This is a genomic window from Streptomyces sp. NPDC050997, from assembly GCF_040660135.1.
GTDB lineage: Bacteria > Actinomycetota > Actinomycetes > Streptomycetales > Streptomycetaceae > Streptomyces.
The window spans coordinates 271,404-291,905 of record NZ_JBFAGK010000011.1 but is presented as its reverse complement, the minus strand read 5'-3'; the positions used below and the strand labels follow the sequence as shown (position 1 = coordinate 291,905).

19 protein-coding genes are annotated in these 20,502 nt (G+C 69.6%); 11 read left to right on the top strand and 8 right to left on the bottom strand.

Annotated elements, in window-relative coordinates:
• Nucleotides 1-6: 6 nt before the first annotated feature.
• Nucleotides 7-3,009 carry a beta-galactosidase gene (locus AB0H86_RS25730; RefSeq protein ID WP_362443169.1) on the bottom strand — a complete coding sequence of 1,001 codons (3,003 nt, stop codon included), beginning with the start codon at nt 3,007-3,009 and terminating at the stop codon, nt 7-9.
• Between the two features lie 85 nt (nt 3,010-3,094).
• Here AB0H86_RS25730 and AB0H86_RS25725 point away from each other — a divergent pair, with 85 nt between their 5' ends.
• Entirely contained in the window at nt 3,095-3,553 is a 459-nt protein-coding gene (locus tag AB0H86_RS25725) for an Rrf2 family transcriptional regulator (protein WP_362443166.1), read from the top strand.
• A 169-nt stretch (nt 3,554-3,722) separates the two neighbouring features.
• Nucleotides 3,723-4,634, top strand: a complete 912-nt coding sequence (locus AB0H86_RS25720; RefSeq protein ID WP_362443163.1) for a sulfite exporter TauE/SafE family protein — start codon at nt 3,723-3,725, stop codon at nt 4,632-4,634.
• A gap of 33 nt (nt 4,635-4,667) precedes the next feature.
• Here AB0H86_RS25720 and AB0H86_RS25715 read toward each other — a convergent pair whose 3' ends face one another.
• On the bottom strand, nt 4,668-5,540 hold the full coding sequence (locus tag AB0H86_RS25715) for an intradiol ring-cleavage dioxygenase (protein ID WP_362443160.1): 873 nt from the start codon (nt 5,538-5,540) through the stop codon (nt 4,668-4,670).
• 266 nt (nt 5,541-5,806) lie between these two features.
• Here AB0H86_RS25715 and AB0H86_RS25710 point away from each other — a divergent pair, with 266 nt between their 5' ends.
• Both AB0H86_RS25710 and AB0H86_RS25705 read left to right on the top strand, forming a co-directional pair.
• Nucleotides 5,807-6,457, top strand: a complete 651-nt coding sequence (locus tag AB0H86_RS25710) for a DUF4360 domain-containing protein (protein WP_362443157.1) — start codon at nt 5,807-5,809, stop codon at nt 6,455-6,457.
• 81 nt (nt 6,458-6,538) lie between these two features.
• A complete protein-coding gene (locus tag AB0H86_RS25705) occupies nt 6,539-6,952 on the top strand; it encodes a hypothetical protein (RefSeq protein WP_362443154.1) in 414 nt (137 codons plus the stop codon).
• Here AB0H86_RS25705 and AB0H86_RS25700 read toward each other — a convergent pair.
• On the bottom strand, nt 6,941-7,240 hold the full coding sequence (locus AB0H86_RS25700) for a DUF397 domain-containing protein (protein WP_362443152.1): 300 nt from the start codon (nt 7,238-7,240) through the stop codon (nt 6,941-6,943). The two genes, AB0H86_RS25705 and AB0H86_RS25700, sit on opposite strands and share 12 nt — an antisense overlap.
• Nucleotides 7,237-8,076, bottom strand: a complete 840-nt coding sequence (locus AB0H86_RS25695; RefSeq protein ID WP_362443250.1) for a helix-turn-helix transcriptional regulator — start codon at nt 8,074-8,076, stop codon at nt 7,237-7,239. The genes AB0H86_RS25700 and AB0H86_RS25695 overlap by 4 nt, the downstream gene beginning before the upstream one ends.
• A gap of 130 nt (nt 8,077-8,206) precedes the next feature.
• Here AB0H86_RS25695 and AB0H86_RS25690 point away from each other — a divergent pair, with 130 nt between their 5' ends.
• Complete coding sequence (locus AB0H86_RS25690) at nt 8,207-8,698, top strand: ATP-binding protein (protein ID WP_362443149.1); 492 nt, start codon at nt 8,207-8,209, stop codon at nt 8,696-8,698.
• A gap of 47 nt (nt 8,699-8,745) precedes the next feature.
• Here the strand turns inward: AB0H86_RS25690 and AB0H86_RS25685 are convergent, their stop codons facing one another.
• The gene (locus AB0H86_RS25685) at nt 8,746-9,540 is read right to left on the bottom strand and encodes an intradiol ring-cleavage dioxygenase (RefSeq protein ID WP_362443146.1); all 795 of its coding nucleotides are present in this window, start codon (nt 9,538-9,540) and stop codon (nt 8,746-8,748) included.
• Nucleotides 9,541-9,686: 146 nt separating this feature from the next.
• Between AB0H86_RS25685 and AB0H86_RS25680 the strand changes: the two genes are divergently transcribed.
• The gene (locus tag AB0H86_RS25680) at nt 9,687-9,980 is read left to right on the top strand and encodes a hypothetical protein (protein WP_362443143.1); all 294 of its coding nucleotides are present in this window, start codon (nt 9,687-9,689) and stop codon (nt 9,978-9,980) included.
• Nucleotides 9,981-10,172: 192 nt separating this feature from the next.
• Here the strand turns inward: AB0H86_RS25680 and AB0H86_RS25675 are convergent, their stop codons facing one another.
• Nucleotides 10,173-11,543 carry a mucin-1 gene (locus tag AB0H86_RS25675; RefSeq protein ID WP_362443140.1) on the bottom strand — a complete coding sequence of 457 codons (1,371 nt, stop codon included), beginning with the start codon at nt 11,541-11,543 and terminating at the stop codon, nt 10,173-10,175.
• 180 nt (nt 11,544-11,723) lie between these two features.
• Between AB0H86_RS25675 and AB0H86_RS25670 the strand changes: the two genes are divergently transcribed.
• The 5 genes from AB0H86_RS25670 to AB0H86_RS25650 all read left to right on the top strand — a co-directional run bounded on the left by AB0H86_RS25670 (nt 11,724) and on the right by AB0H86_RS25650 (nt 17,221).
• Entirely contained in the window at nt 11,724-12,746 is a 1,023-nt protein-coding gene (locus AB0H86_RS25670) for a LacI family DNA-binding transcriptional regulator (RefSeq protein ID WP_362443137.1), read from the top strand.
• Between the two features lie 55 nt (nt 12,747-12,801).
• Complete coding sequence (locus AB0H86_RS25665; RefSeq protein WP_362443134.1) at nt 12,802-14,142, top strand: sugar ABC transporter substrate-binding protein; 1,341 nt, start codon at nt 12,802-12,804, stop codon at nt 14,140-14,142.
• A gap of 117 nt (nt 14,143-14,259) precedes the next feature.
• Complete coding sequence (locus AB0H86_RS25660) at nt 14,260-15,210, top strand: sugar ABC transporter permease (protein WP_362443247.1); 951 nt, start codon at nt 14,260-14,262, stop codon at nt 15,208-15,210.
• A 3-nt stretch (nt 15,211-15,213) separates the two neighbouring features.
• On the top strand, nt 15,214-16,056 hold the full coding sequence (locus AB0H86_RS25655) for a carbohydrate ABC transporter permease (RefSeq protein WP_362443131.1): 843 nt from the start codon (nt 15,214-15,216) through the stop codon (nt 16,054-16,056).
• Nucleotides 16,057-16,225: 169 nt separating this feature from the next.
• Entirely contained in the window at nt 16,226-17,221 is a 996-nt protein-coding gene (locus AB0H86_RS25650; protein WP_362443128.1) for an arabinan endo-1,5-alpha-L-arabinosidase, read from the top strand.
• Nucleotides 17,222-17,333: 112 nt separating this feature from the next.
• Here the strand turns inward: AB0H86_RS25650 and AB0H86_RS25645 are convergent, their stop codons facing one another.
• Both AB0H86_RS25645 and AB0H86_RS25640 read right to left on the bottom strand, forming a co-directional pair.
• Entirely contained in the window at nt 17,334-19,103 is a 1,770-nt protein-coding gene (locus AB0H86_RS25645) for an aminotransferase class I/II-fold pyridoxal phosphate-dependent enzyme (RefSeq protein WP_362443125.1), read from the bottom strand.
• 184 nt (nt 19,104-19,287) lie between these two features.
• Nucleotides 19,288-20,436: an aldose epimerase family protein gene (locus AB0H86_RS25640; protein ID WP_362443122.1), complete on the bottom strand. Its 1,149-nt coding sequence runs from the start codon at nt 20,434-20,436 to the stop codon at nt 19,288-19,290.
• Nucleotides 20,437-20,502: the final 66 nt, after the last annotated feature.

The following is a 20,502-nucleotide window of genomic DNA, read 5'->3' as shown; positions in this document are numbered from 1 at the left end:
GCAAGCTCAGCGGCCGGGAGAGGCCACCGGTGTCACCGGCACTCCTCCGGCCGCCGCGCCCAACAGCGTCAGCCGTACGTCCTTCGGGCCCGACCCGGTGGTGCCGTCGGACAGGACCGCCAGGGCCAGGGTGTTGGAGCCACGGGTGCGCAGGATCCCGTTCGGGAGGACGAAGGTGTGCTGCGGGCCCACGTCGTTGATGTACTGGCCCATGTTCCAGCCGTTGAGGAAGATCTGTACGCGGTAGGCGCGGTCCGGGTCGTCGCCCAGGACCAGACCGATCGAGGCGTCGGTCCCCGGGGCGACGGCCAGCCGGAAGGCGGTCCGGAACCAGGTGACCCCCTGACGGCGGCCGGCGCGCGGCAGGTCCGCCTTCTCCCAGTCCGCGTCCTCGAACCCCGGCAGGTGCCAGCCCTCCCGTTCGCCGAACAGCCCGCCGTTGTTCAGCGGCCCGCGCACCGGATCGGGAGCCGTGGCGCCCTGCACCCGCCAACTCACCTTCGGCGAGGCCCCCTTGAAGGTGACCTCGGTCAGCCCGCGCGCCACCTTGTGGGTGTCGAGCGCCTTGCCGTCCTGGTCGTGCTGCATCCGCCGGACCAGGACCGACAGGACACGCGCGTCGCCCGACTGGGCCGACCGCTCACCCAGTTTCTCGCGCAGCTTCTCCGGCACCGCGAACGTGGCCGTGGCCGCCCAACTCCCCTGCCGTGCCGTGCTGTTGTCCGGCACCGGCATCCGGTGCGTGCCCAGCGGCTCCCCGTCCAGCCAGGCCATCAGCAGGCCCTGCGTGCCCGTGCTGTAGGCGAGGGAGACGGACTCGACGGCGTCGGCGTCGGCGGTGAAGTGCCCCCGGTACCAGACATCCCCGTAGTGGAAGCCGTAGTCGTCCGCGAACAGCACGGGCTGTCCGTCGGGCACGGGCGTGACGCTGTGCGACGTCTTGCGGTCCGCGACCGTCCACGTCGAGTCGTCGAAGTCCGGCGCCGACTCGGGGTTCTCCACCCGGCGCCGCCAGCCGCCGTCCAGGGCGGGCAGCGCGACCCGTCCCACTCCGGGCAGCGGACGCAGGGCCAGCAGGCTTCCGGTGCCGCTGAGCCGTGTCCGCACCGGGTCCCCGTTCCAGGAGACGTCGGTGATCCCGCGCGGCCCCCACACCTCAAGGCCGGTCGCCGCGACGGTGTCGCCGGTCAGCTGGACCAGGCCGTCGCTCAGGGTCACGTCACGCACCAGCGACGGGCCGTACACCAGCACCGAGCCCGACGGGGTGTCGCGCGGGAACAGCCGCAGGGAGGTCGCGTCGTCGACGAAGAGCAGCAGCAGCGACCGGTCGTGCCCGCCGCCCTCGACCTTCACCCGGGTCAGCCCGCCGGCGCCGAGCGGCGCGGTCACCCGCAGCAGACCGCGGTCGTACACCCACGCCGGATCGGGGTCGAGGCGGGTCGTCGTCGGCTCCTGCTGGCAGTCGAGGACGACCTGCGCCATCTCGCCGCGCGGGCCCGCGAACACGGCGATGTCCTGCCGTCCGGCGGTCACGCAGAACATCGGCTGCACGGTGGAGTACCGCAGCTTCCACTGCCCGAGAGCCATTCTGGCCGCCACCATCCGGGCGTCCTTGGCCGGGACGGAGACCGGTACGTCGAAGTCGGTGCCGGGCAGGGTCGTGGAGACGCGTTCGGCGCTGTCGTTGCGCAGGACGTACACATGCGCGCCGGTGTCCGGGTTGGTGAGGTGGTACGCCTTGAGCCGGTCGTCCGCGGGTTTCACCGCCGCCGCCCGCACCAGCCTGGCGAAGTCCGGCTGGCGCCCGAGCAGATGCCCCGTCTGGTGCATCGGCGCCAGCTTCGCGGTGGCCATCCTCCCCTCGTCGAAGGCCGCCCCGTAGTCGTACGAGGTGTAGACGACCGGCGCGGGCAGCCAGCCCCAGGAGGTGCCGCCGAAGGTCATGTAGACGTTGTGCAGGGTGATGCCGTTGGCGAGGTTGGTCAGGTGGAAGCGCCGCTCGTAGGCCGCGTCCCGGGTGCGCCGGGACTCCGCGTATCCCTTGCCCTGGAACGAGGAGCCGCCCCACGGGTCGAACCATCCCCCGCCGAACTCCGGCACGAACCCGGGCGTCTTCGGGCTGGCCGTCGCCCCTCCCTTGGCGCCGCCGGCCCCGAAGCGCCCCCAGTCCGGCGGGACTTGCTCGGGCGAGGGGTATCCGTCGAAGCCGTACAGCCAACGCCCCTTCTCGCCCCCGGTGTCGAAGGAGCCGGGGGTCCAGTAGCCGTTGGGGCCCTTGTCGTTGTGGAACAGCGGTACGTCGATGCCGTCGGCCCGCACCTTCTTGTACAGGTGGGACATGTAGTCGCGGCCGGCCGGCTCGGTGACGTACGCGTCGTACTCGTTCTCGATCTGGTAGAGCAGCACGGTGCCCTTGCCCCGGGTGAACTGGTGCGGGGCGACGATCCTGTTCACCTGGCCGAGCCATTCGTCGGCGTGCCTCAGATAGGCCGGGTCGGAGGTGCGGGCCCGGCCCTCGGTGGCCGTCAGCCAGCCGGGGAAGCCGCCGCCGTCGACCTCCGCGTTGATGTACGGGCCCGGACGCAGGATCACGTACAGGCCGGTCTCGGCGGCCGTCCGCAGGAACAGGCCGAGGTCGCGCACGCCCGTGAAGTCGTAGCTGCCGGGCGCGGGGGAGTGGTAGTTCCAGGAGACGTAGGCGCTGACCGCGTTGTAGCCGTGCGCGCGCATCTTCTGCAGCACGTCCCGCCACAGCGACGGGCTCGGCAGCCGGAAGGGATGCATCTCACCCGACCACAGGACCAGCCGCCGGCCGTCGACCAGCAGCGAGTACCGGTCGAAGCCGACCGTGTGCCGAAGCCCGTCGGCGGCGGGCGGGCCCGGCGCGGGCCCGGTGGGCACCATGAGGGAGGAGGCGGCGCTGTTCGGGGTCCCCTCGCTCCCGCCCAGCGTGAAGCCGAGCGCCGCCGTGCCGGCGAGGGCGCTGAAAGTACGTCTGCTGAGCCCCAAGGGAGCGCCTCCTGTTGTGCCTGAATCGTCCGCGACCCGTGGGTGCGGGGTCATTCTGTCCGGTCGGACCCCGCACAATTGTCTTATGAGGATCTCTGCGCGGGCGGACTACGCGGTACGGGCGGTGCTGGAGCTCGCCGTACGGCAGGACGACGGACCGGTGAAGGCGGAGACCATCGCCGTCGTCCAGGACATCCCGCACAAGTTCCTGGAGGGCATTCTCGGCGATCTGCGACGCGCCGGTGTGGTCGACAGCCGACGCGGCGGGGGCGGCGGCTACCGGCTGGCCCGCGAGGCCGCGGAGATCACCGTCGCGGACGTGATCCGGGCGGTCGACGGGCCCATCGTCTCGGTGCGCGGCGAACGCCCCACCGCCCTGGAGTACACCGGATCGGCCGAGCCCCTGCTGCCGTTGTGGATCGCGCTGCGGGCCAATGTGCGCCGCATCCTGGAGGGCGTCACGGTCGCCGACCTCGCCGCGGACGCGCTGCCCGAGCCGGTGAAGCGACTGGCGGCGGAGCCGGCCGCCTGGGAGAACCCCTGAGCGCGCCTGCCGGGCGCACCCGCCGAGAGCACCCGTGAGGGGCCCTCTCAGCCTGTGTTCACATTGACGCCGTAGGGTCGGGTCCCGTTCATCCCTACCGAACCGGTAGGAAACCCAGGGGGCCCGGGGGTCCAAGGACCCGAGGAGGCCCAGGAAGACGGGACCGACCTTGCGCACGCTCATCCTGCTCGCTCTCGCGGGCCTCGGCGCCCAGCTCGTGGACGGCAGCCTCGGTATGGCGTACGGCGTCACCTCCACCACGCTGCTGCTGGCCATGGGCACCAGTCCGGCCGCCGCCTCGGCCACTGTCCACCTCGCCGAGATCGGCACCACGCTGATGTCGGGCGCCTCGCACTGGCGCTTCGGAAACGTCGACTGGAAGGTCGTCGCGAAGATCGGCGTGCCGGGGGCCGTCGGCGCCTTCCTCGGCGCGACGGTCCTGTCCAAGCTGTCCACCGAGGTCGCCGAGCCGGTGATGTCCCTCATCCTGCTCGGCCTCGGCCTGTACGTCATGGCCCGCTTCACCCTGCGCGGCCTGCCCGAGGACCGGCTGGGCAAACCGCTGCACAAGCGGTTCCTCACCCCGCTCGGTCTGGTCGCCGGGTTCCTCGACGCGACCGGCGGAGGCGGCTGGGGCCCGGTCGGCACGCCCGCGCTGCTGGCCAGCGGCCGGATGGAACCCCGCAAGGTGATCGGCTCCATCGACACCAGCGAGGTCCTGGTGGCCGTCGCCGCGAGCCTCGGCTTCCTCTTCTCTCTCGGCTCGCAGGGCCTGAAGTGGACCTGGGTGCTCGCCTTCCTGCTCGGCGGACTGATCGCCGCGCCCGTCGCCGCCTGGCTGGTCCGCATGGTCCCGCCGCGCGTGCTGGGCTCCGCGGTCGGCGGCGTGATCATCGTCACCAACGTGAGCACGCTCCTGAAGAGCGACTGGATCGCCGCGTCGGGCGCGCTCAGCGTGGTCGTGTACGTCGTGCTGTACGCGGTGTGGGCCGCCGCCCTGGCGTACTCGGTCCGGGCCCACCTCAGGGAGCGGGCAGCCCGGACCGAGTCCGCCGAGGAACGGCAGCCGGTGAGCGTGTGATCAGCGTCTGATCGGCGCCTTGTGGGGGCTCGGTCAGGCGGAGCTGACACCCACGGTGAGCGTCGCCGTGTAGCCGTCGGACACGCTGGAGCCGAGCGCGGTCAGCGTCAGCAGCCCGGACGAGGCGCCGCCGTCGTCATAGATGCTGTCGTTGGCGAGGGCCGTCTCCTTGGTGGTGTTGTCCGAGTACGGCGAGATGGCCTGGACCTCCGCGTTGATGTCCGGGTCGAAGAAGAGCTGGCCGGTGTGGATGACCTCGCCGCCGGTGTACGAGTCGTCGGTGAGCGTCACGTCCGTGTGCACCCGCATATGGACGTGGATGGCCCGCGACACGTAGTGGCCGGGCCAGATGGACGTGATGTTGACCTGCCCGGCGGAGTCGGTTATCTGGCCGCCGCGCAGGAACGTGCCGTTGTCCTCCTCGTCGTGGCCGTTGCCGCCGACGAAGCCCGAGTACTCGCCCAGGGCGTCGCAGTGCCAGATCTCGACCAGGGCGTCGGCGAGCGGCGCGCAGTCGTTGTCCTGGTCGACGACGGTGAAGGTGTACTGGACCTCCACGCCCTCCTTGTCCTCCCTGACGTCCTCCCGAACCAGGGCGCCGGCGAGGGAGTACGGCCCCTCGGTGACCTCGGCGTTCAGGGTGCAGATGCTGCTGGACGAGGACGCGGACGACGAGGCCTCGGTGGAGGCGGTCGTGCTCGCCGTCCCGCTCTGGGACGTGCCGGTGTCAGCTGAGGCCATACCGGCGATCGCGAGGCCGCCCACCACGGCCGCGGTGCCGCCGCCGATGAGAACGCGGCGGCGCTGGACGCTCTTGTCCCGGCGGTGGCGGCCCGTGTCGCCCTCGATGTCGCTGTGGTTGTCGTGGTCGTCGAACTGCTTGTGGTGCTCCGTGTTTCCCGTCATGCCGAGTGAAGTTAGGGGCGCAGCTGAGGAAATCCTTGATGTGCGGCTGTGAATGCGCTGGGGATGGAACCGCCAACGTCCCCTGATTCCAGCAGGGTTCGGACAAGTCCGAACCCTGTGAAATCCGCGACTGTGAATGGCTTGAGTTCGCCCTGACTGTCTCCTGTGTGGCTCCCTACGATGCGATCGCCCTCGGTCTTCACAGGAACCTCATCGATCCTTCACAGGTCGCGGGCGCAGCCACCCCCCAACCCCTAGGAGAGACCATGGCTGGTGGACTTCTGCTGGGCGGAGCGGTAGCCGCTCTGCTCACCACCGCACTGCCCGGACCCAGCCCGGCCGACGCGTGGGAGGACCCGCCCCCGGACAAAATCATCATCAAGGTCGCCACGGTGAACGGCTCCGGTTGTCCGGCGGGCACGGCGGCGGTCGCCGTCTCCGAGGACAACACCGCCTTCACCGTGACCTACAGCGACTACCTCGCCCAGGCCGGCGGCGATTCCGACCCCACGGCGTTCCGCAAGAACTGCCAGCTCAGCCTGGTCGTCCATGTCCCCGGCGGCTTCACGTACGCGATCGCCAGCGCCGACTACCGCGGCTTCGCGGCGCTCCAGGCCGGCGCGAGCGGCACCCAGAGAGCCTCGTACTACTTCCAGGGCTCATCGAGCACGGTGTTCAAGAACCACGCCTTCGCCGGCCCTCACAACGACAACTGGCAGGCCACCGACACCACGGACTGGCCCCAACTCGTCTACGCCCCCTGCGGAGTCCAGCGCAACTTCAACATCAACACCGAACTCCGCGTGACCGCCGGCACCCAGAACCCCAGCAAGGTCAGCTTCATGACGATGGACTCGACGGACGGGGACATCAGCACGGTGTACCACTTGGCGTGGAAGGAGTGCCCGGAGACGTAGGGCACTCGCCCCGCCCGCTTCGGTGGGGTCCTGAGTACGCGTACTCAGGACCTCACTCCTGCCCTGTGCGACGGTGAGGGCATGGCGAAGACCAGGAGCGTCCGCGGGGTGAAGGGCACGATCGTGTCGGCACTGGCGGCCGTCGTCTGTTACTGGATCTGGACCTCTCTGCTGGAGTGGTCGGACGACGTGGCTCGGGCCGGCGGCGACTCCATCGGCTCAGGGTTTCTGGAATCCTTGCTGGCGCGCGTCATCGGTCTGCTGTCGCTGCCGGTCCTGGTGTGGGTGGGCATGCGGTTGCTGAGGGAGCGCGGCAACCATCTGCTCATCGCGGCCGGCCATGTGGCGGGTTGGGTCATCGGCGGCTACCTCGTCGAGCAAGGCGGCCTCAGCGACGCGGTCACGGCTCTGTGCCTCGCCCTGTTCGCGGGGCTTGGCGGGCTGCTGTCCCTCGTGGAGGTGCCGCCGGCCGGTCTGGCTGACCTACAGGGCTAGCGACACGAACTCCGTCCAGGCGGCGGGGGAGAGGGTGAGGCGTGGGCCCTGGGTGTCCTTGGAGTCGCGGACGTGGATGGTGGCGGGGGTTCGGGCTACCTCGACGCAGTCGTCGCCGGATGCGCTGCTGTAGCTGGATTTCTGCCAGGCGACAGCTACCTCGACGCAGTCGCCGTCGCCGCTGCTGCTGTAGCTGGATTTCTGCCAGGCGAAGGCTACTTCGACGCAGTCTCCCGAACCGCTGCTGCTGTAGCTCGACTTGAACCAGGCCAGTTCACCGGTGCTCATAGCGCTCCTCGAGTCCGCTGTAGCAGGCTCACGGAGTCTCCGAAGGTAAGAGCCTGCGAACGCATCCTGGCATACCGCTTCTGGAGCACGCTGACGATCTTCGGGTCGGAAAGCAACTGGCCGCTCTCCGGCGCCTCGGTATAGGCGAACCACCTGGTGTCCGGGGTTTCTAGCAGTTGCATGGGGCCGTGCAGCCCGGCATGCGACTTCTGCACCAGCGGCATGATCTGGATCTCGACGTTCCGCAGCTCGGAGATCTCCAGTACGTGATCGATGAGCTTCTGCGTCACCGCCGTTCCGCCTGTCTGGCGGAGGAACAGTTGCTCCTCAATGATGAAGCTGAAGGCGGTGTTTGGGCGGTCCGTCAGCAACTGTTGACGATCGGCCCGTGCAACCCACTGGGCCTCGATCTGCTCGTCCTTCAGTGGCGGCAACTCGTCAGCGAACAACTGCCGCGCGTACGCCTCCGTCTGAAGTAACCCCGGAATCATCCGGCACTCGTACGTGCACAACGCGATGGCCACCTCCTCCATCCGCGCCCACTGCCGAAACCAAGCCGCCAACCCCGGCTGCCGAGCCAGATGCCCCGCCGCCTTCCGTAACGCCCCCGTGTTCCCGAGGGCCTCCTCCGCCCGGTCCACGAAGGCCGGGTCCGGCATGCGGCGTCCCAACTCCACTGACGCGACCGTGTGTTTGGAGAACCGGACCAGGTCCGCGAACTCCTCCCGATTCAGTCCCGCATGCTCGCGCAGCGCCTGGACGACCGCTCCGAACGTCCGCAGACTGTCGGACGACTCCGGCTCGCTCCCGACCGCACCCACCGCTCCATCGACCACCACCGGTCACCTCCCGCACATATGGTCACGGAAAGTCATCAGTACTGTCCAGCCCGTGACCGCGTACGCTGCCGCAGCGTACGCGCGGCGGACCTGGTGAAGTGGGCTCGGGGCCCGCCAGATTGGGCGCATGACAGCAACACCGACCTCCCAAGGTCCGGTCACCGTACGTATGTTCACCCAGCGGCTCAGCTCCACCCCGCGTGGCGCCCGTCTCGCCCGGTACCTCGCGCTGAACCAACTGCACACCTGGGGCGTCCCGCACGGAAGCGGCCCCTCGGACGCCGTCGCGGTGATCGTCGCCGAGCTGGCCGCGAACGCGGTGACGCACGGGCGGGTCCCGGGCCGGGACTTCGAGTTGAGGCTCGCGCTCGTCACCGGCGGGGTGCGCGTCGAGGTGACCGACACCCGCGTGGAACGTCCCCCGGCCCCGGCGGACGTACGACGGCGACGGTCCTGTCCGCTCGCCGCGGCGGGGCGGGGTCTGCTTCTCGTCGACGCGCTCGCCGACCGGTGGGAGGTGGTCGACCGGGAGCCGCCGCCCGGCAAGACGGTACGGGCCGAGGTCGACCTGCCGGGGTGGTTGTCCCTGGTCAAGGGCGCAGGGGACGGCCCTGGGTGACCGTACGTCCGGACGTACGGTCACCCAGGGCGCGCCGGAGGGGGGTGTCAGCTCTGCTCGACGCCCAGTGTGAGCGTGCCGGCGTAGCCGGCGGACGGCGAGCTGCCCAGGGCCGTCAGGGTGAGGAGGCCGGACGCGGCGCCTCCCTCGTCGTAGATGGAGTCCTGGGCGAGGGTGGTGCGGGTGACCGTGTTGGCCGAATACGGCGACAGCGCGCCGACTCTTGCGGTGATTGTCTCGTTGAAGAACAGTTGCCCGGTGTGTACTTCCTGGCCGCCGGTGAACGAGCCGTCAGAGGTGAGCGTGACGTTCGTGTGCACCTTGACGTGGATGTGCACACAACGGCCCCGGTACCAGCCCGGGTAGACGCTGGTGATGCTCGCGACGCCGCTGGAGGTGGTGAGCACACCGCCGCGCAGGAAGGTGCCGTCGTCGGGCTCGTTGTGGCCGTTGTTGCCGACGAAGCCGGAGTACTCGCCGAGCGCGTCGCAGTGCCAGATCTCCACGAGCGCGTTGCTCAGCGGCACGCAGGTGTCGTCGTCGACGACGGTGAGGGTCAGCTTGAGCGGGAAGCCCGTCTTGCCTTCGGTGACGTCGGCGCGAACGAGTTGTCCGTCGAGGTAGTAGGGGCCTTCGGTCATCTCCTTCGTGAGGGTGCAGACGGCCGCGGCGGCCGCGGGGACCGCATCCGAGGCGGGGGACGTGGGGGCGTCCTGGGCTTCGGAGACGGCGCCGACGGCCAGGGTGGCCGCGGTGGCGCCGGTGGCGATCAGGACGGTGCGGCGGCCGATCGGGTGGGGTGCCTGTGTTTCCGTCGTGTCGTTCGTGGGGGTGTTTGTCATGAGCACGGAACCTAGAAGCGGATGCTGTCGGTCGGCTGTCAGTTGGGCAAAGTGGCGGGCCGTCAAGTTGGTTGTGAGACACCCTGCCGCCCGGTCGGGGTAACGTGGTGTGACAAAAGGGCCAAAAAGGGCGAAAGGGAGTGCGAATGGGGCTGACCATGCGGGTCGAGAAGCGCATCGCCAAGGACTTTCCGGGGCGGGACGGCCGGGTGGTGGGCGAGCTCCTCGCCGAGCTCGTGCACCACCTGACCGAGCGGGGCGACCGAGAGGACAAGGAGCGGATCGCCGCCGCCACCCTGCTGTGCGGCCGGGGCCGGGTGGACCGTCTCCTCGACGCCGTCCAGCTGGCCAAGGAGGACTGGCGGGACGTCCTGGTCGGGGCGGGCCTGGCGGACGCGGGCTGGCGCGAGCAACTGGAAGCGGACTTCGGCCCGGCGTGAAGCCCGGCCGACAGGTGACCGTAAGAGACCGCCCGCTCTTTCGCCGGGGACGTGCCGTCTGGACGGCCGTCACGGAAGACCGCGAGCCCCCGGCAGGCCCGTCCGCGCGCAGACCGGTCTGCCGGCGTGGCTGCCACTGGCTGCGGATGCCGCATGCCGGACCGTCAGGGTCCGGCAGCCCCTGCGTCGTGTTCAGGCGCCTCTCGTGGAGGAGTGCCGGGGTGTGGGGCCGGGCCAGATGGCCGAGGCGTCGTCGCGGTGGGGGTCGGGCAGCCGGATGGGGCGGATGGGGATGGTGTGTTCGCGGTCTTCGGTGACGGCGGTCCAGGGGGCGGGGTGGCCGGAGTAGCACAGTGTTGTGAGGGCGAAGACGTTGTCGGCGTAGACCTCTGTGTATTCACCGATGGTCAGAATGCGCAGGGTGGCCGCGGGTTCGGCCAGGATCGTCTCGCCGAGGCGGGTGCCGTCGGGGCCGGTGATCCAGAGGTTCTTGCCGTCGCAGCCGACGGCGAGGGCGGAGCGGGCGCCGTCCGGGGTGTCGGTGCGCAGGGTGATCTCGACCGGTCCTGATATGCCGATGTCGCCGACCGCGTGCGGGGCGGGGCGGTCGGTCTCCTCGCCGAGCCAGGTGTCCAGGCCGGGCCACCATTCCAGGCGGGGCGCGCAATCGCCGTGCAGGACAAGGGACTTGGGCTGGGCCAGCATGCCGCGGCAGTGGTCGCCGGTGTCGGTGAGGCCGACGCGGCGGGGGGCGGTGTGCAGCACGACCCGGGAGCCGTCGGGCGCGGCGATGACACGCGGGGCGTAGGAGCCGGTCGGCCCGAGGGGGCCCTGGCGGGTCCAGGGCCCGCGCAGGCTCGGGGCGGTCCATGCCTCGAAGCCGCGGGTCGCGCCGACGGAGCCGAGCAGCAGCCAGCTTCCGTCGTCGAGGCGTTCCAGGACCGGGCACTCCAGCTCGTCGACGTCGCCGGGGGAGATGAGCGGTGGGTGGACGGTCCAGTGCTCCAGGTCGTCGGAGGTGGCCCAGGCGACGCAGCCGCTGACCTCGACCGGGAGGGAGGCGTCGGCGGCGCAGACGACCATCACCCAGCCGTCCGTTTCGTCGTCGCGTACGACGAACGGGTCGCGCCATCCCATGCGTTCACCGGTGCGGTACCAGCGCGGGTCCGCCTCGGCGACCGGACCGGTGCCGTGCCGCCGCCAGCCCGTGCCGTCGGTGCGGTCCGAGTACGCGAGACCGACGGCCTGGAGCGGCCAACCGTCCGGCGTCAGCCCGCTCACCCCGGTGTAGAACATCGCCATTCCGTCGCCGTGCCGGAAGGGGTGCATGGTCCACACCGCCTGCTGGTCGAAGCGGCCGGGCAGTCCGTTGCCGAAGGCGGTGCCCTGCGGCTGCCAGTCGACCAGGTCGGTGGAGGTGGCCCGGCCGTAGGAGGTCTCCATCCGCAGATGGTCGAAGTCCGGTGTCCAGGGGCCCTGTAGGTGCAGCACCGCGTACGTGCCGTCCTCGTCGCGCAGGAGGGCGAAGTCGTTCACGCAGAGGCCGGGCGGGGCGTATCGCATGCACAGTTCCTGTCGCTCCGCAGCGCTCAAACGCGTGCGCTGAAGCCTGATAACAAATAGGTCTCTTGAGGGTCGGCCCAAGTAAATATGAACGCAAACGCTTGCGCAACAAAGAGGTCGGGTTTACGGTCACGGCACCCACAGATCACACCGACGTGACATCAACGGGAGGTATCCGCCGTGACGGCCAGCATCACCGACGTCGCCCGCGCCGCCGGAGTCTCGGCGTCCACCGTGTCCCGTGCCCTGCGCGGGCGGTCGGGGGTTTCGCAGGAGGTGCGGGAGCAGATCGCGGCCATCGCCGCCCAGCTCGGCTACACCGCCTCGCGCTCCGCCTCCAGCCTGGCCAGCGGGCGCACCTTCACCATCGGGGTCGTGGTCCCGTATGTGGGCCGCTGGTTCTTCGGCACCGTGTTGGACGCCGCCGAGCGCGAGTTCAGCGCCGCCGGGTACGACGTACTGCTGTACAACCTGGGCTCGCCGGAGACCCGCAAGCGTTTCTTCACCAGGCTGCCGGTCCGCAAGCGGGTCGACGCGGTGCTGTCGCTGCTCATCCCCGACGAGGAGGAGTCGGCAGCACTACGCTCCCTCGGGGTGCCGCTGGCCACCACGGTCGGCGGCCTGCGCCCCGGCTTCACCGTCGTCGGCATCGACGACCGGGCCGGAACCGAGAGTGCCGTACGGCATCTGGTGAACCTCGGCCACCGCCGGATCGGCATGATCAGCGGGACCAGCGGGCCGCTGCACTGGACCACCCCCATCGAGCGCCGCAACGCCTACCTGGACGTCCTGGCCGATGCCGGGATAGAGCACGACGCGGCCCTGGAGGCGGACGGCGACTACACCGTCGAGGGCGGCGAGCGGGCCATGACCGAGCTGCTGGCCGCCTCCCGCCCGCCGACCGCCGTGTTCGCCCAGTCCGACGAAATGGCGATGGGCGCGCTGCGTGCCCTGCGCCGCCACCGACTGAGGGTGCCGGACGACGTGTCCGTGGTCGGCTTCGACGACCACGAACTCGCCGACGTGGTCGGCCTGACCACCGTCGCCCAGCCGGTCGCCGACCAGGGCGCCGAGGCCGCGCGGCTGCTGCTGCGTCAGCTGGACGAGCCCGACGCCGAACCACCCGCCGAGCAGGTGCAGATGGCCACCCGCCTCGTCCTGCGCGAGACCACCGCCCCGCCGCGCCCGCGCGGCCCGCAGTAACTCCCTGAGCTCCACACCACGCCCGCAAGCACGTCAGCCGCACGGAGGCACAGCCATGAGCTCAACCAGCAGAAAGTACCGCCGCACCGCCCGTACGGGCCTGGCCCTGGTCCCCCTGGTGGCGCTGGCCGCCTGCGGCTCGGGCGGCGGTACCGATGCCTCCGCCGAGGCCGGGAGCGGCAAGGGCACCATCAGTGTCTGGGCCCACCAGGGTCAGAAGAGCGAGGCCGCCGCGCTGCAGAACGCGGTGAAGTCCTTCAACTCCTCACAGGACAAGGTCAAGGTCGACCTGAAGCTGATACCCGAGGCCGACTACACCAAGACCATCACGGCCACCGACGCCGCCAAGCTGCCGGACGTGATGGAGTTCGACGGTCCGACCATGGCGAACTTCGTCTACAACAAGAAACTCGCCCCGATCGACACGTACGTCTCCGCCAAGACCATGGACAACGCCACCGACGCGAGCAAGGCGCAGGGCGAGGTCGACGGCAAGCACTACGGCCTGGGCATGTTCGACTCCGGGCTCGGGATCTACGGCAACAAGAAGCTGCTGGACGCGGCCGGGGTGAAGTACCCGACCAGCCTGGCCGACGACTGGACGGCGGCGCAGTTCACCGCCGCGCTCAAGGCGCTGAAGGCCAAGGACTCCGACGGCAAGACCCTCGACCTCCAGGAGAGCGGCGGCTACGCCAACGAGTGGGGCACCTACGGCTTCGCCCCGATCGTCTGGTCCGCCGGAGGCTCCCTCCTCAAGGACGGCAAGGCGGAAGGCGCCCTCGACACCCCGGCCGTGGTCTCGGCGCTGAAGACCTTCCAGTCCTGGAAGACCTACGTCGACCCCAACACCGACGGCAACGCCTTCGCCAAGGGCCGTGTCCCCCTGAGCTGGGTCGGCCACTGGATGTACCCCGCCTACAGCGAGGCCCTCGGCGACGACCTCGTCGTCCTGCCGCTGCCCGACTTCGGCAACGGCCCCAAGACCGGCCAGGGCTCCTGGGCCTGGGGCATCGGCGCCGACACCAAGAACGCCAAGGCCGCCGGCACGTTCCTGGACACCCTCCTGGACGACGCCAACATCACCGCCATGACGACCGCCAACGGAGCGGTGCCCGCCACCAGGACCGCGCTCGCCAAGAGCAGCCTCTACAAGCAGGGCGGCCCGCTCCAGCTCTTCGCCGACCAGCTCGCCAAGCCCTGCGGCGACAGCGACATCACCAAGTCCTGCGTCGCCGTCACCCGCCCGGTGACCGCCGGATATCCCGTGATCACCTCGAAGTTCAGCGAGGCCGTGAACTCCATCTACGGCGGCGCCGACCCCAAGAGCGCCCTGGAGAAGGCCGCCCGCGCCATCGACCAGGACTTCTCCGACAACGCCGGCTACAAGATCCCGTAGGACCATCGGCCGGGGCGGGCGCGGCAGCCGCGCCCGCCCCGCCGGGAACAGGACTTTCCCGTGACATCCGTGGAACCCGCGCCCGCCGCGCCGCCCGGCCCGGAGCCGGCCCCCTCCGTGACATCCGTGAAGCCCGCGCCGTCGACACGATCAGCGCGGCCGGGCCGCAAGAACCGCGACTGGCTGCACGGTCTGCTCATGTCCGCCCCTGCCGTCGTCGGACTCATCGCCTTCGTCGGGGTGCCGTTCGGCTACGCCGTGGTGCTCTCCTTCTACAACGTCCGCCTCGGCTCCCCGCTGGCACCGTCCTTCTTCGGCCTGGAGCAGTACCGAAGGCTGTTCACCGACCCTGACCTGTCAGGCCCGTTCCTGCGGGCGCTGCTGAACAACCTGACATTCGCCGTAGTAGTCGTCCCCGTGCAGACGGCTCTGGCGCTGGGCCTGGCGATCCTGCTCAACCGCAAGCTCAAGGCCATCGGCCTGTTCCGGTCCCTGTTCTTCATGCCGGTCGTCTTCCCGATGGCGCTGGTCGCCGTGATCTGGCGCCTCATCCTCGCCCGCAGTGACCAGGGCATGCTCAACTCCGCGCTGCACGCGGTGAGTTTCGGCAACTGGGGTGCCTTCGACTGGCTCGGCGACTCCGCCACCGCGATGGCCTCGATCATCGTGCTGTCCGTCTGGCAGGGCGTCGGCTTCCAGATGGTCATCCTCCTGGCCGGCCTCCAGCAGATCCCGGGCGAACTCTACGAAGCCGCCGAACTCGACCGGGCCTCACGGTGGCAGCAGTTCCGCCACGTCACCCTGCCCGGCATCCACGGCACCCTGGTCTTCGTCGCCATGCTCACCTCGGTGCTCTCCTTCCGGGTCTTCGACCAGGTCTACGTCCTCGTCCGCGGCGGCGGCCTCGACGAGGACGCCACCCGCACCGTGATGTACCAGGCCGTCACCACCGCATTCGACCAGAACAACGTCGGCCAGGCGTCCGCGATCACCGTCGTCTTCTTCCTGATCGTGGTCGTCCTGACGCTCATCCAGCGCCGCGTCGTCCGGCCCGGAAACGAGGACTGACCCATGGGCACGACCCCTACGCCCCTGCGCCGCTTCATGGACTACGCCGTACTCAGCGTGCTGGCCTTCATCTTCGTGCTGCCCGTGATCTACCTGTTCCTGGGCAGCCTCAAGCCGTCCGACGAGGTCCTGGGCGGCCTCTCCGGCTTCCTCCCGACCAACCTGTCCTTCGACAACTACTCCGCCGTCCTGAGCAGCCTCAACTCCGACAGCACCGGCTACTTCTGGCGCTTCATGGGCGTCTCGCTGCTGCTGGCGTTCGTCGTGGTCACGGGCGGCCTGTTCGTCAACTCGATGGCGGCGTACGGCCTTTCCCGGCTGAAGTGGCGTGGCCGGGAAGCCGTCTTCACGCTCATCCTGCTGATGATGCTGGTCCCGTTCGAGTCGGTCGCGGTGCCGCTCTTCTACATGTTCAACGACCAGCGCAACACCCTCTACATCCTGGCGCTCCCGTTCATCGCCAACGCCTTCTCGGTCTACCAGTTCCACACGTTCTTCCGCTCGATCCCGCCGAGCATCGAGGAAGCGGCCCGGATCGACGGCGCGGGCCCCTGGCGCACCTTCTTCGCGATCGTCGTCCCGATGTCGAAGCCGGCCTTCGCCTCCGTGGCGATCCTGACCTTCCTCATCCAGTGGGGCTCGTTCCTGTGGCCGGTGCTGATGGTCTCCGACCCGTCGGTCCGCCCGCTGCCGCTGGAGATGAGCGTCTTCCAGGGCCAACAGCCCCCGGACTGGGGCCAGATCCTGGCCTTCGGCGTCCTCCTGGTCCTGCCCGTCCTGGTGGTCTTCGCCTTCTTCCAACGCTGGTTCGTCCAAGGCGTCGCCAGCTCCGCCGTCAAGGGCTGAGGGTCCGTTCCGGAGGAGGGCGGCCGCCCGGCACCGCCGGTGTTGGCGTTGTTGCCGCGCGGACCATTGACGCGCAAGGGGTTCGATTCTACGGTCCGTCCGAAGTTCTGATCGGTGATCGGCATACCGAACGACGGAACCGTACGCCCCCCCCACTAGGAGGACCCGCGTGAGCCGCACCTCCCGAACCTCCCGCACTCCCCGAACCTCCCGCAGAGCCGCTCTCCTCGCCGTCCCCGCCGCCGTCCTGCTCGCCCTGATCCCGAGCTCGGCGTCCGCGTACCCGAACCCCGGGCGGGTCACCGGCGATGTCGTCGTCCACGATCCGACGATGATCCGCAACTCCTCGGGCCGTTACCTGCTGTACGGCACCGGAGGCGGCCTCGGCTACAAGACCTCCACCGACCGGATCGCCTTCACGGGCGGCGGCGACGCCTTCGGCGGCAAGCCGGGCTGGTGGTCGTCGTACGCCTCCGAGGCCTGGGCGCCGGACATCTCGTACCAGGGCGGCAAGTACCTGCTGTACTACGCCGTCTCGACCTTCGGCTCGAACAAGTCGGCCATCGGACTGGCGACTTCGAGTACCGGGCTGCCGGGTTCCTGGAGCGACCAGGGCACCGTCTACACCTCCACCACCGCAAGCGACTACAACGCCATCGACCCGAACCTCTTCGTGGACGACGACGGCAAGTGGTGGCTGTCCTTCGGCAGTTGGTGGACGGGGATCAAGATGATCCAGATCAACCCCGCCACCGGAAAGCAGCTCTCCTCCAACACCACCCGGTACTCCCTCGCCTCCCGCCCGACCGGAACCAAGGCGGTGGAGGCGCCCTACATCGTCAAGCGCGGCGGCTACTACTACCTCTTCGCCTCGTACGACACCTGCTGCGCCGGCACCAGCTCGACGTACAAGGTCAAGGTCGGCCGTGCGAGCAGCGTCACCGGGCCGTACCGCGACAAGAACGGCGTCGCGATGACGAACAACGGTGGTACCCCGGTCCTGGAGTCGCACGGCAGCGTCATCGGCCCGGGCGGCCAGTCGATCATGAACGACGCCGACGGTGACCTGATCGTCTACCACTACTACGACGGCAACGACAACGGCACACCCAAGCTCGGGATCAACCTCTTGAACTGGAGCAGCGGATGGCCCGTCGCCTACTGACCCTGCTGTAGCAGGCCGAGGGGGGAGGGCACACCGCTGTGGGCGGTGTGCCCCTCCAGGCATCAGGCGTCAGGCATCAGGCGTCAGATCGTCCGCGCCCGATCGCCGCGGCTCACCCCGTCTGCCCCATGCCCGCCGCGTTCGGCCAGCTCTGGGCGTTGGGCCAGCCGGTGGCCGGGGCGGTGGTCAGGTCCGGTACGGGGGCCGGGCTGGTCATGCCGCGGACCTGGGCGGCGGTGAGACCACCGCGGGCCGGGACACCGGGCGGGGTCGGGCCGGACATGGGGGCGGTCATCGGCCCTGACATCGGCCCCTGCATGGGGCCGGCCGCGGCCGCGGCCGGTATCGGCATCTGGTTGGGTATCGGGGCCGGAGCCGGTACCGGCGTGGGCATCTGAGTCGGCATCTGACTCGGCATCTGGTTGGGCATCTGGTTGGGCATCTGGCTGGGTATCGGCGCCTGGGCGGGCGCCTGAGCCGGGATGCCGAGCGGCTGTGGGGCTGCCTGGGCCACCGCCGGCATCGGCATCCCGGCACCGCCGGTCTGACCCGGCTGGAGCGGCTGGCCGAACTGTGCCGCCACGGGCATCTGCATGCCGGCGACGGCGGGCGGGGCCGCTGAGAGCCCCTGCCCGCCGACGGCCATGGCCTGAGCGGCAAGGCCCTGCATGCCGTTCCCGTTGGTGGCACCGACCAACCGGTCCACTGCCGCCGTACCCGAGCTGTAGCTGGTCCCTGTAGCCAGCTCGGGCACGGCGGCTCCCCTCCTGGTCCCGTAGAGCACCTGTTCCAGGCCGGACACCAGGCGACGCACATCCACCTGGGGGCGCACCACGAGCCGCAGGAAGCGGCTGGAGGAGCCGATCTTGTTGCCGCACTCGCGGACGAGGATCCGGTGCTCGGTGAGCATCCGGTCCCGGACCACGGTGCCCTCGGCGCCCACCGGCAGGCGCACGAAGAGGAAGTTGCCCTGCGACGGATAGACCGTCAGCCCGGGCAGCGACGAAAGCTGGCCTGCCATGTCCAACCGGTCGCGGCGGACCTGCTGAAGGCTCTGCGCGTACTCGGCGCCGTGCTCCTTCAGGATGAACACCACATGCTCGGCAAAGGAGTTGAGGTTCCACTTGGGCAGCATCGAGCGGATCCGGCCCGCGAGCGCCGGGTTGGCGACCAGATAGCCGAACCGGATGCCGTGCAGGCCGAAGTTCTTGCCGAGGCTGCGCAGCACCACCACGTTGGGCCGCAGCATCGCCTCGTGGACGACGCTCGGTTCGACCTCCGCGTCCGCGAACTCCAGGAACGACTCGTCGATGACGACCAGGTCCAGGTCGGCCATCGCGTCCATGAACTGCACGACCGCGTGCTTGTGCAGAAAGCCGCCGTCGGGGTTGTTCGGGTTGCAGATCACGGCGACCCGGGTGCCGCGGGCGCGGATGAACTCGGCGTACTGCGCGAGATCCAGGGCGAAACCGCTGGACTCCTGGAGCGGGAACATGTCGACCCGCTTGCCGGTCTCCATCGGCTGGTCGGTCCAACGGCCGAAGGTGGGCACGGGGATGGCGAGCGACTCGCGCACCAGGAGGTGGTCGATCCAGGTGATCAGCTCGGTCGAGCCGTTACCCATCGCCACGCACTGCGGCGGCAGTTGGAGCAGACTGCACAGCTCGGCCGTGATGGTGTCGGCGCTGCTCGGGTAGTACGTGATGATCTCCCGCAGCCGCGCCGCCATCTCGTCGAACATGGCGGGGGTGGGGAAGTAGGGGTTACAGGGGATGCAGAAGTCGACCGGGCCGGCCCCTTCGCCGCCCTCCCGCGTCAATGCCGCCATCGACGGGCTGTGCGCCGCAGTGCTGCGAAACAGCGAGGTGACGTTGTCAGCCAAGGAGAGCCTCCGTATGGGGCGGGCCCGGCGGGGACGACCGGGCCCGTCGTCATTGGGTGGCCCGCGCGGGGGAGCACGGGCCGCCCTTACATACGGAGGCAAGGGTGACGCTGTTCAACTGGTGTGAAAGAAGTGTGACTTCTAAACCTGCCCGTCGAACGTGTCCGGAAGGACGTCGCCGGCCTTACGCGTCGAACGAGTGGATTGTCGTCGTCCGGTACGTCTGTCCAGGTCGCAGCACGGTTGACGCGAATGACGGGTGGTTCGGCGCGTCCGGGAAGTGCTGCGTCTCCAGGCAGAGCGCGTCGCCCTGGCGGTAGGTGCTGCCGCCGGTGCCGACCAGGGTGCCGTCGAGGAAGTTGCCCGAGTAGAACTGCAGCCCCGGCTCGACGCTGGCGATCTTCAGGGTGCGCCCGGAGGACGGGTCCCGGAGCGTCGCCACATGCTCGGGCCTGGCCGTGATGCCCTTGTCGAGGACCCAGTTGTGGTCGTAGCCCTTGGCGAGGACCTGCTGTGGGTGACCGGCGCGGATGTCCTCGCCGATCGTCTTGGCCCGGCGGAAGTCGAAGGGGGTGCCGGAGACCTTCGCCAGCTCGCCGGTCGGGATGAGACCCGAGTCGGTGGGCGTGTAGCGGGCGGCGGCGATCTTCAGCTCGTGGTTCTCGATCGTGCCGCTGCCCTCGCCGGCCAGGTTCCAGTAGACGTGGCTGGTCAGGTTGACGACGGTGGCCTTGGTGGTGGTGGCCTCGTAGTCGATGCGCCAGTCGCCGTCCCGGGTGAGGGTGTAGGTGACCTTCACCTTGAGCGTGCCCGGGTAGCCCATCTCGCCGTCGACACTGGTGTAGTGCAGGTACAGGCCGACGTCGGAGCCCTTGGTGAACGGCTCGACGTCCCAGACGTGCTTGTCGAAGCCCTGGACGCCGCCGTGCAGGCTGTTGACGCCGTCATTGACGTTCACCTGGTAGCTCTTGCCGTCCAGGGTGAACTGGCCCTTGGCGATCCGGTTGCCGTAACGGCCGATCAGGGCGCCGAAGTACGGGGTCTTGGCGACGTAGTCCTCGATGTTGTCGAAACCGAGGGAGACGTTGGCGTAGCGGCCGCGCCGGTCGGGTATCTCCAGGGACTGGACGACGCCGCCCCAGGACAGGACCTTCAGGCGGGTGCCGCCGTTCTCCAGCGACCAGCGGTGGACCTTCGTGCCGTCGGCGAGCTTGCCGAAGAGCTCCTTCACCGGTGTCCTGCCTCCCGTTGCGTGCGCGGTGCCACCGACGGTGGCGGCGGTGACACCGGCGGCGGCCGCCCCGGCGATGACGGTACGTCTGCTCAGTTCCACGTGCGGCTCCTCGTGAATGAGGGGAGTTGTCTCCCCGTACTGTGCGGTGCGTAGTCGTGCGACAGC

Bases quoted from the DNA above. Each gene is read 5' to 3' on its own strand.
- AB0H86_RS25725 (WP_362443166.1), top strand. From the start codon at position 3,095: ATGAGGATCTCTGCGCGGGCGGACTACGCGGTACGGGCGGTGCTGGAG.
- AB0H86_RS25715 (WP_362443160.1), bottom strand. From the start codon at position 5,540: ATGACGGGAAACACGGAGCACCACAAGCAGTTCGACGACCACGACAAC.
- AB0H86_RS25710 (WP_362443157.1), top strand. From the start codon at position 5,807: ATGGCTGGTGGACTTCTGCTGGGCGGAGCGGTAGCCGCTCTGCTCACC.
- AB0H86_RS25705 (WP_362443154.1), top strand. From the start codon at position 6,539: ATGGCGAAGACCAGGAGCGTCCGCGGGGTGAAGGGCACGATCGTGTCG.
- AB0H86_RS25700 (WP_362443152.1), bottom strand. From the start codon at position 7,240: ATGAGCACCGGTGAACTGGCCTGGTTCAAGTCGAGCTACAGCAGCAGC.
- AB0H86_RS25690 (WP_362443149.1), top strand. From the start codon at position 8,207: ATGACAGCAACACCGACCTCCCAAGGTCCGGTCACCGTACGTATGTTC.
- AB0H86_RS25685 (WP_362443146.1), bottom strand. From the start codon at position 9,540: ATGACAAACACCCCCACGAACGACACGACGGAAACACAGGCACCCCAC.
- AB0H86_RS25680 (WP_362443143.1), top strand. From the start codon at position 9,687: ATGGGGCTGACCATGCGGGTCGAGAAGCGCATCGCCAAGGACTTTCCG.
- AB0H86_RS25675 (WP_362443140.1), bottom strand. From the start codon at position 11,543: ATGCGATACGCCCCGCCCGGCCTCTGCGTGAACGACTTCGCCCTCCTG.
- AB0H86_RS25665 (WP_362443134.1), top strand. From the start codon at position 12,802: ATGAGCTCAACCAGCAGAAAGTACCGCCGCACCGCCCGTACGGGCCTG.
- AB0H86_RS25655 (WP_362443131.1), top strand. From the start codon at position 15,214: ATGGGCACGACCCCTACGCCCCTGCGCCGCTTCATGGACTACGCCGTA.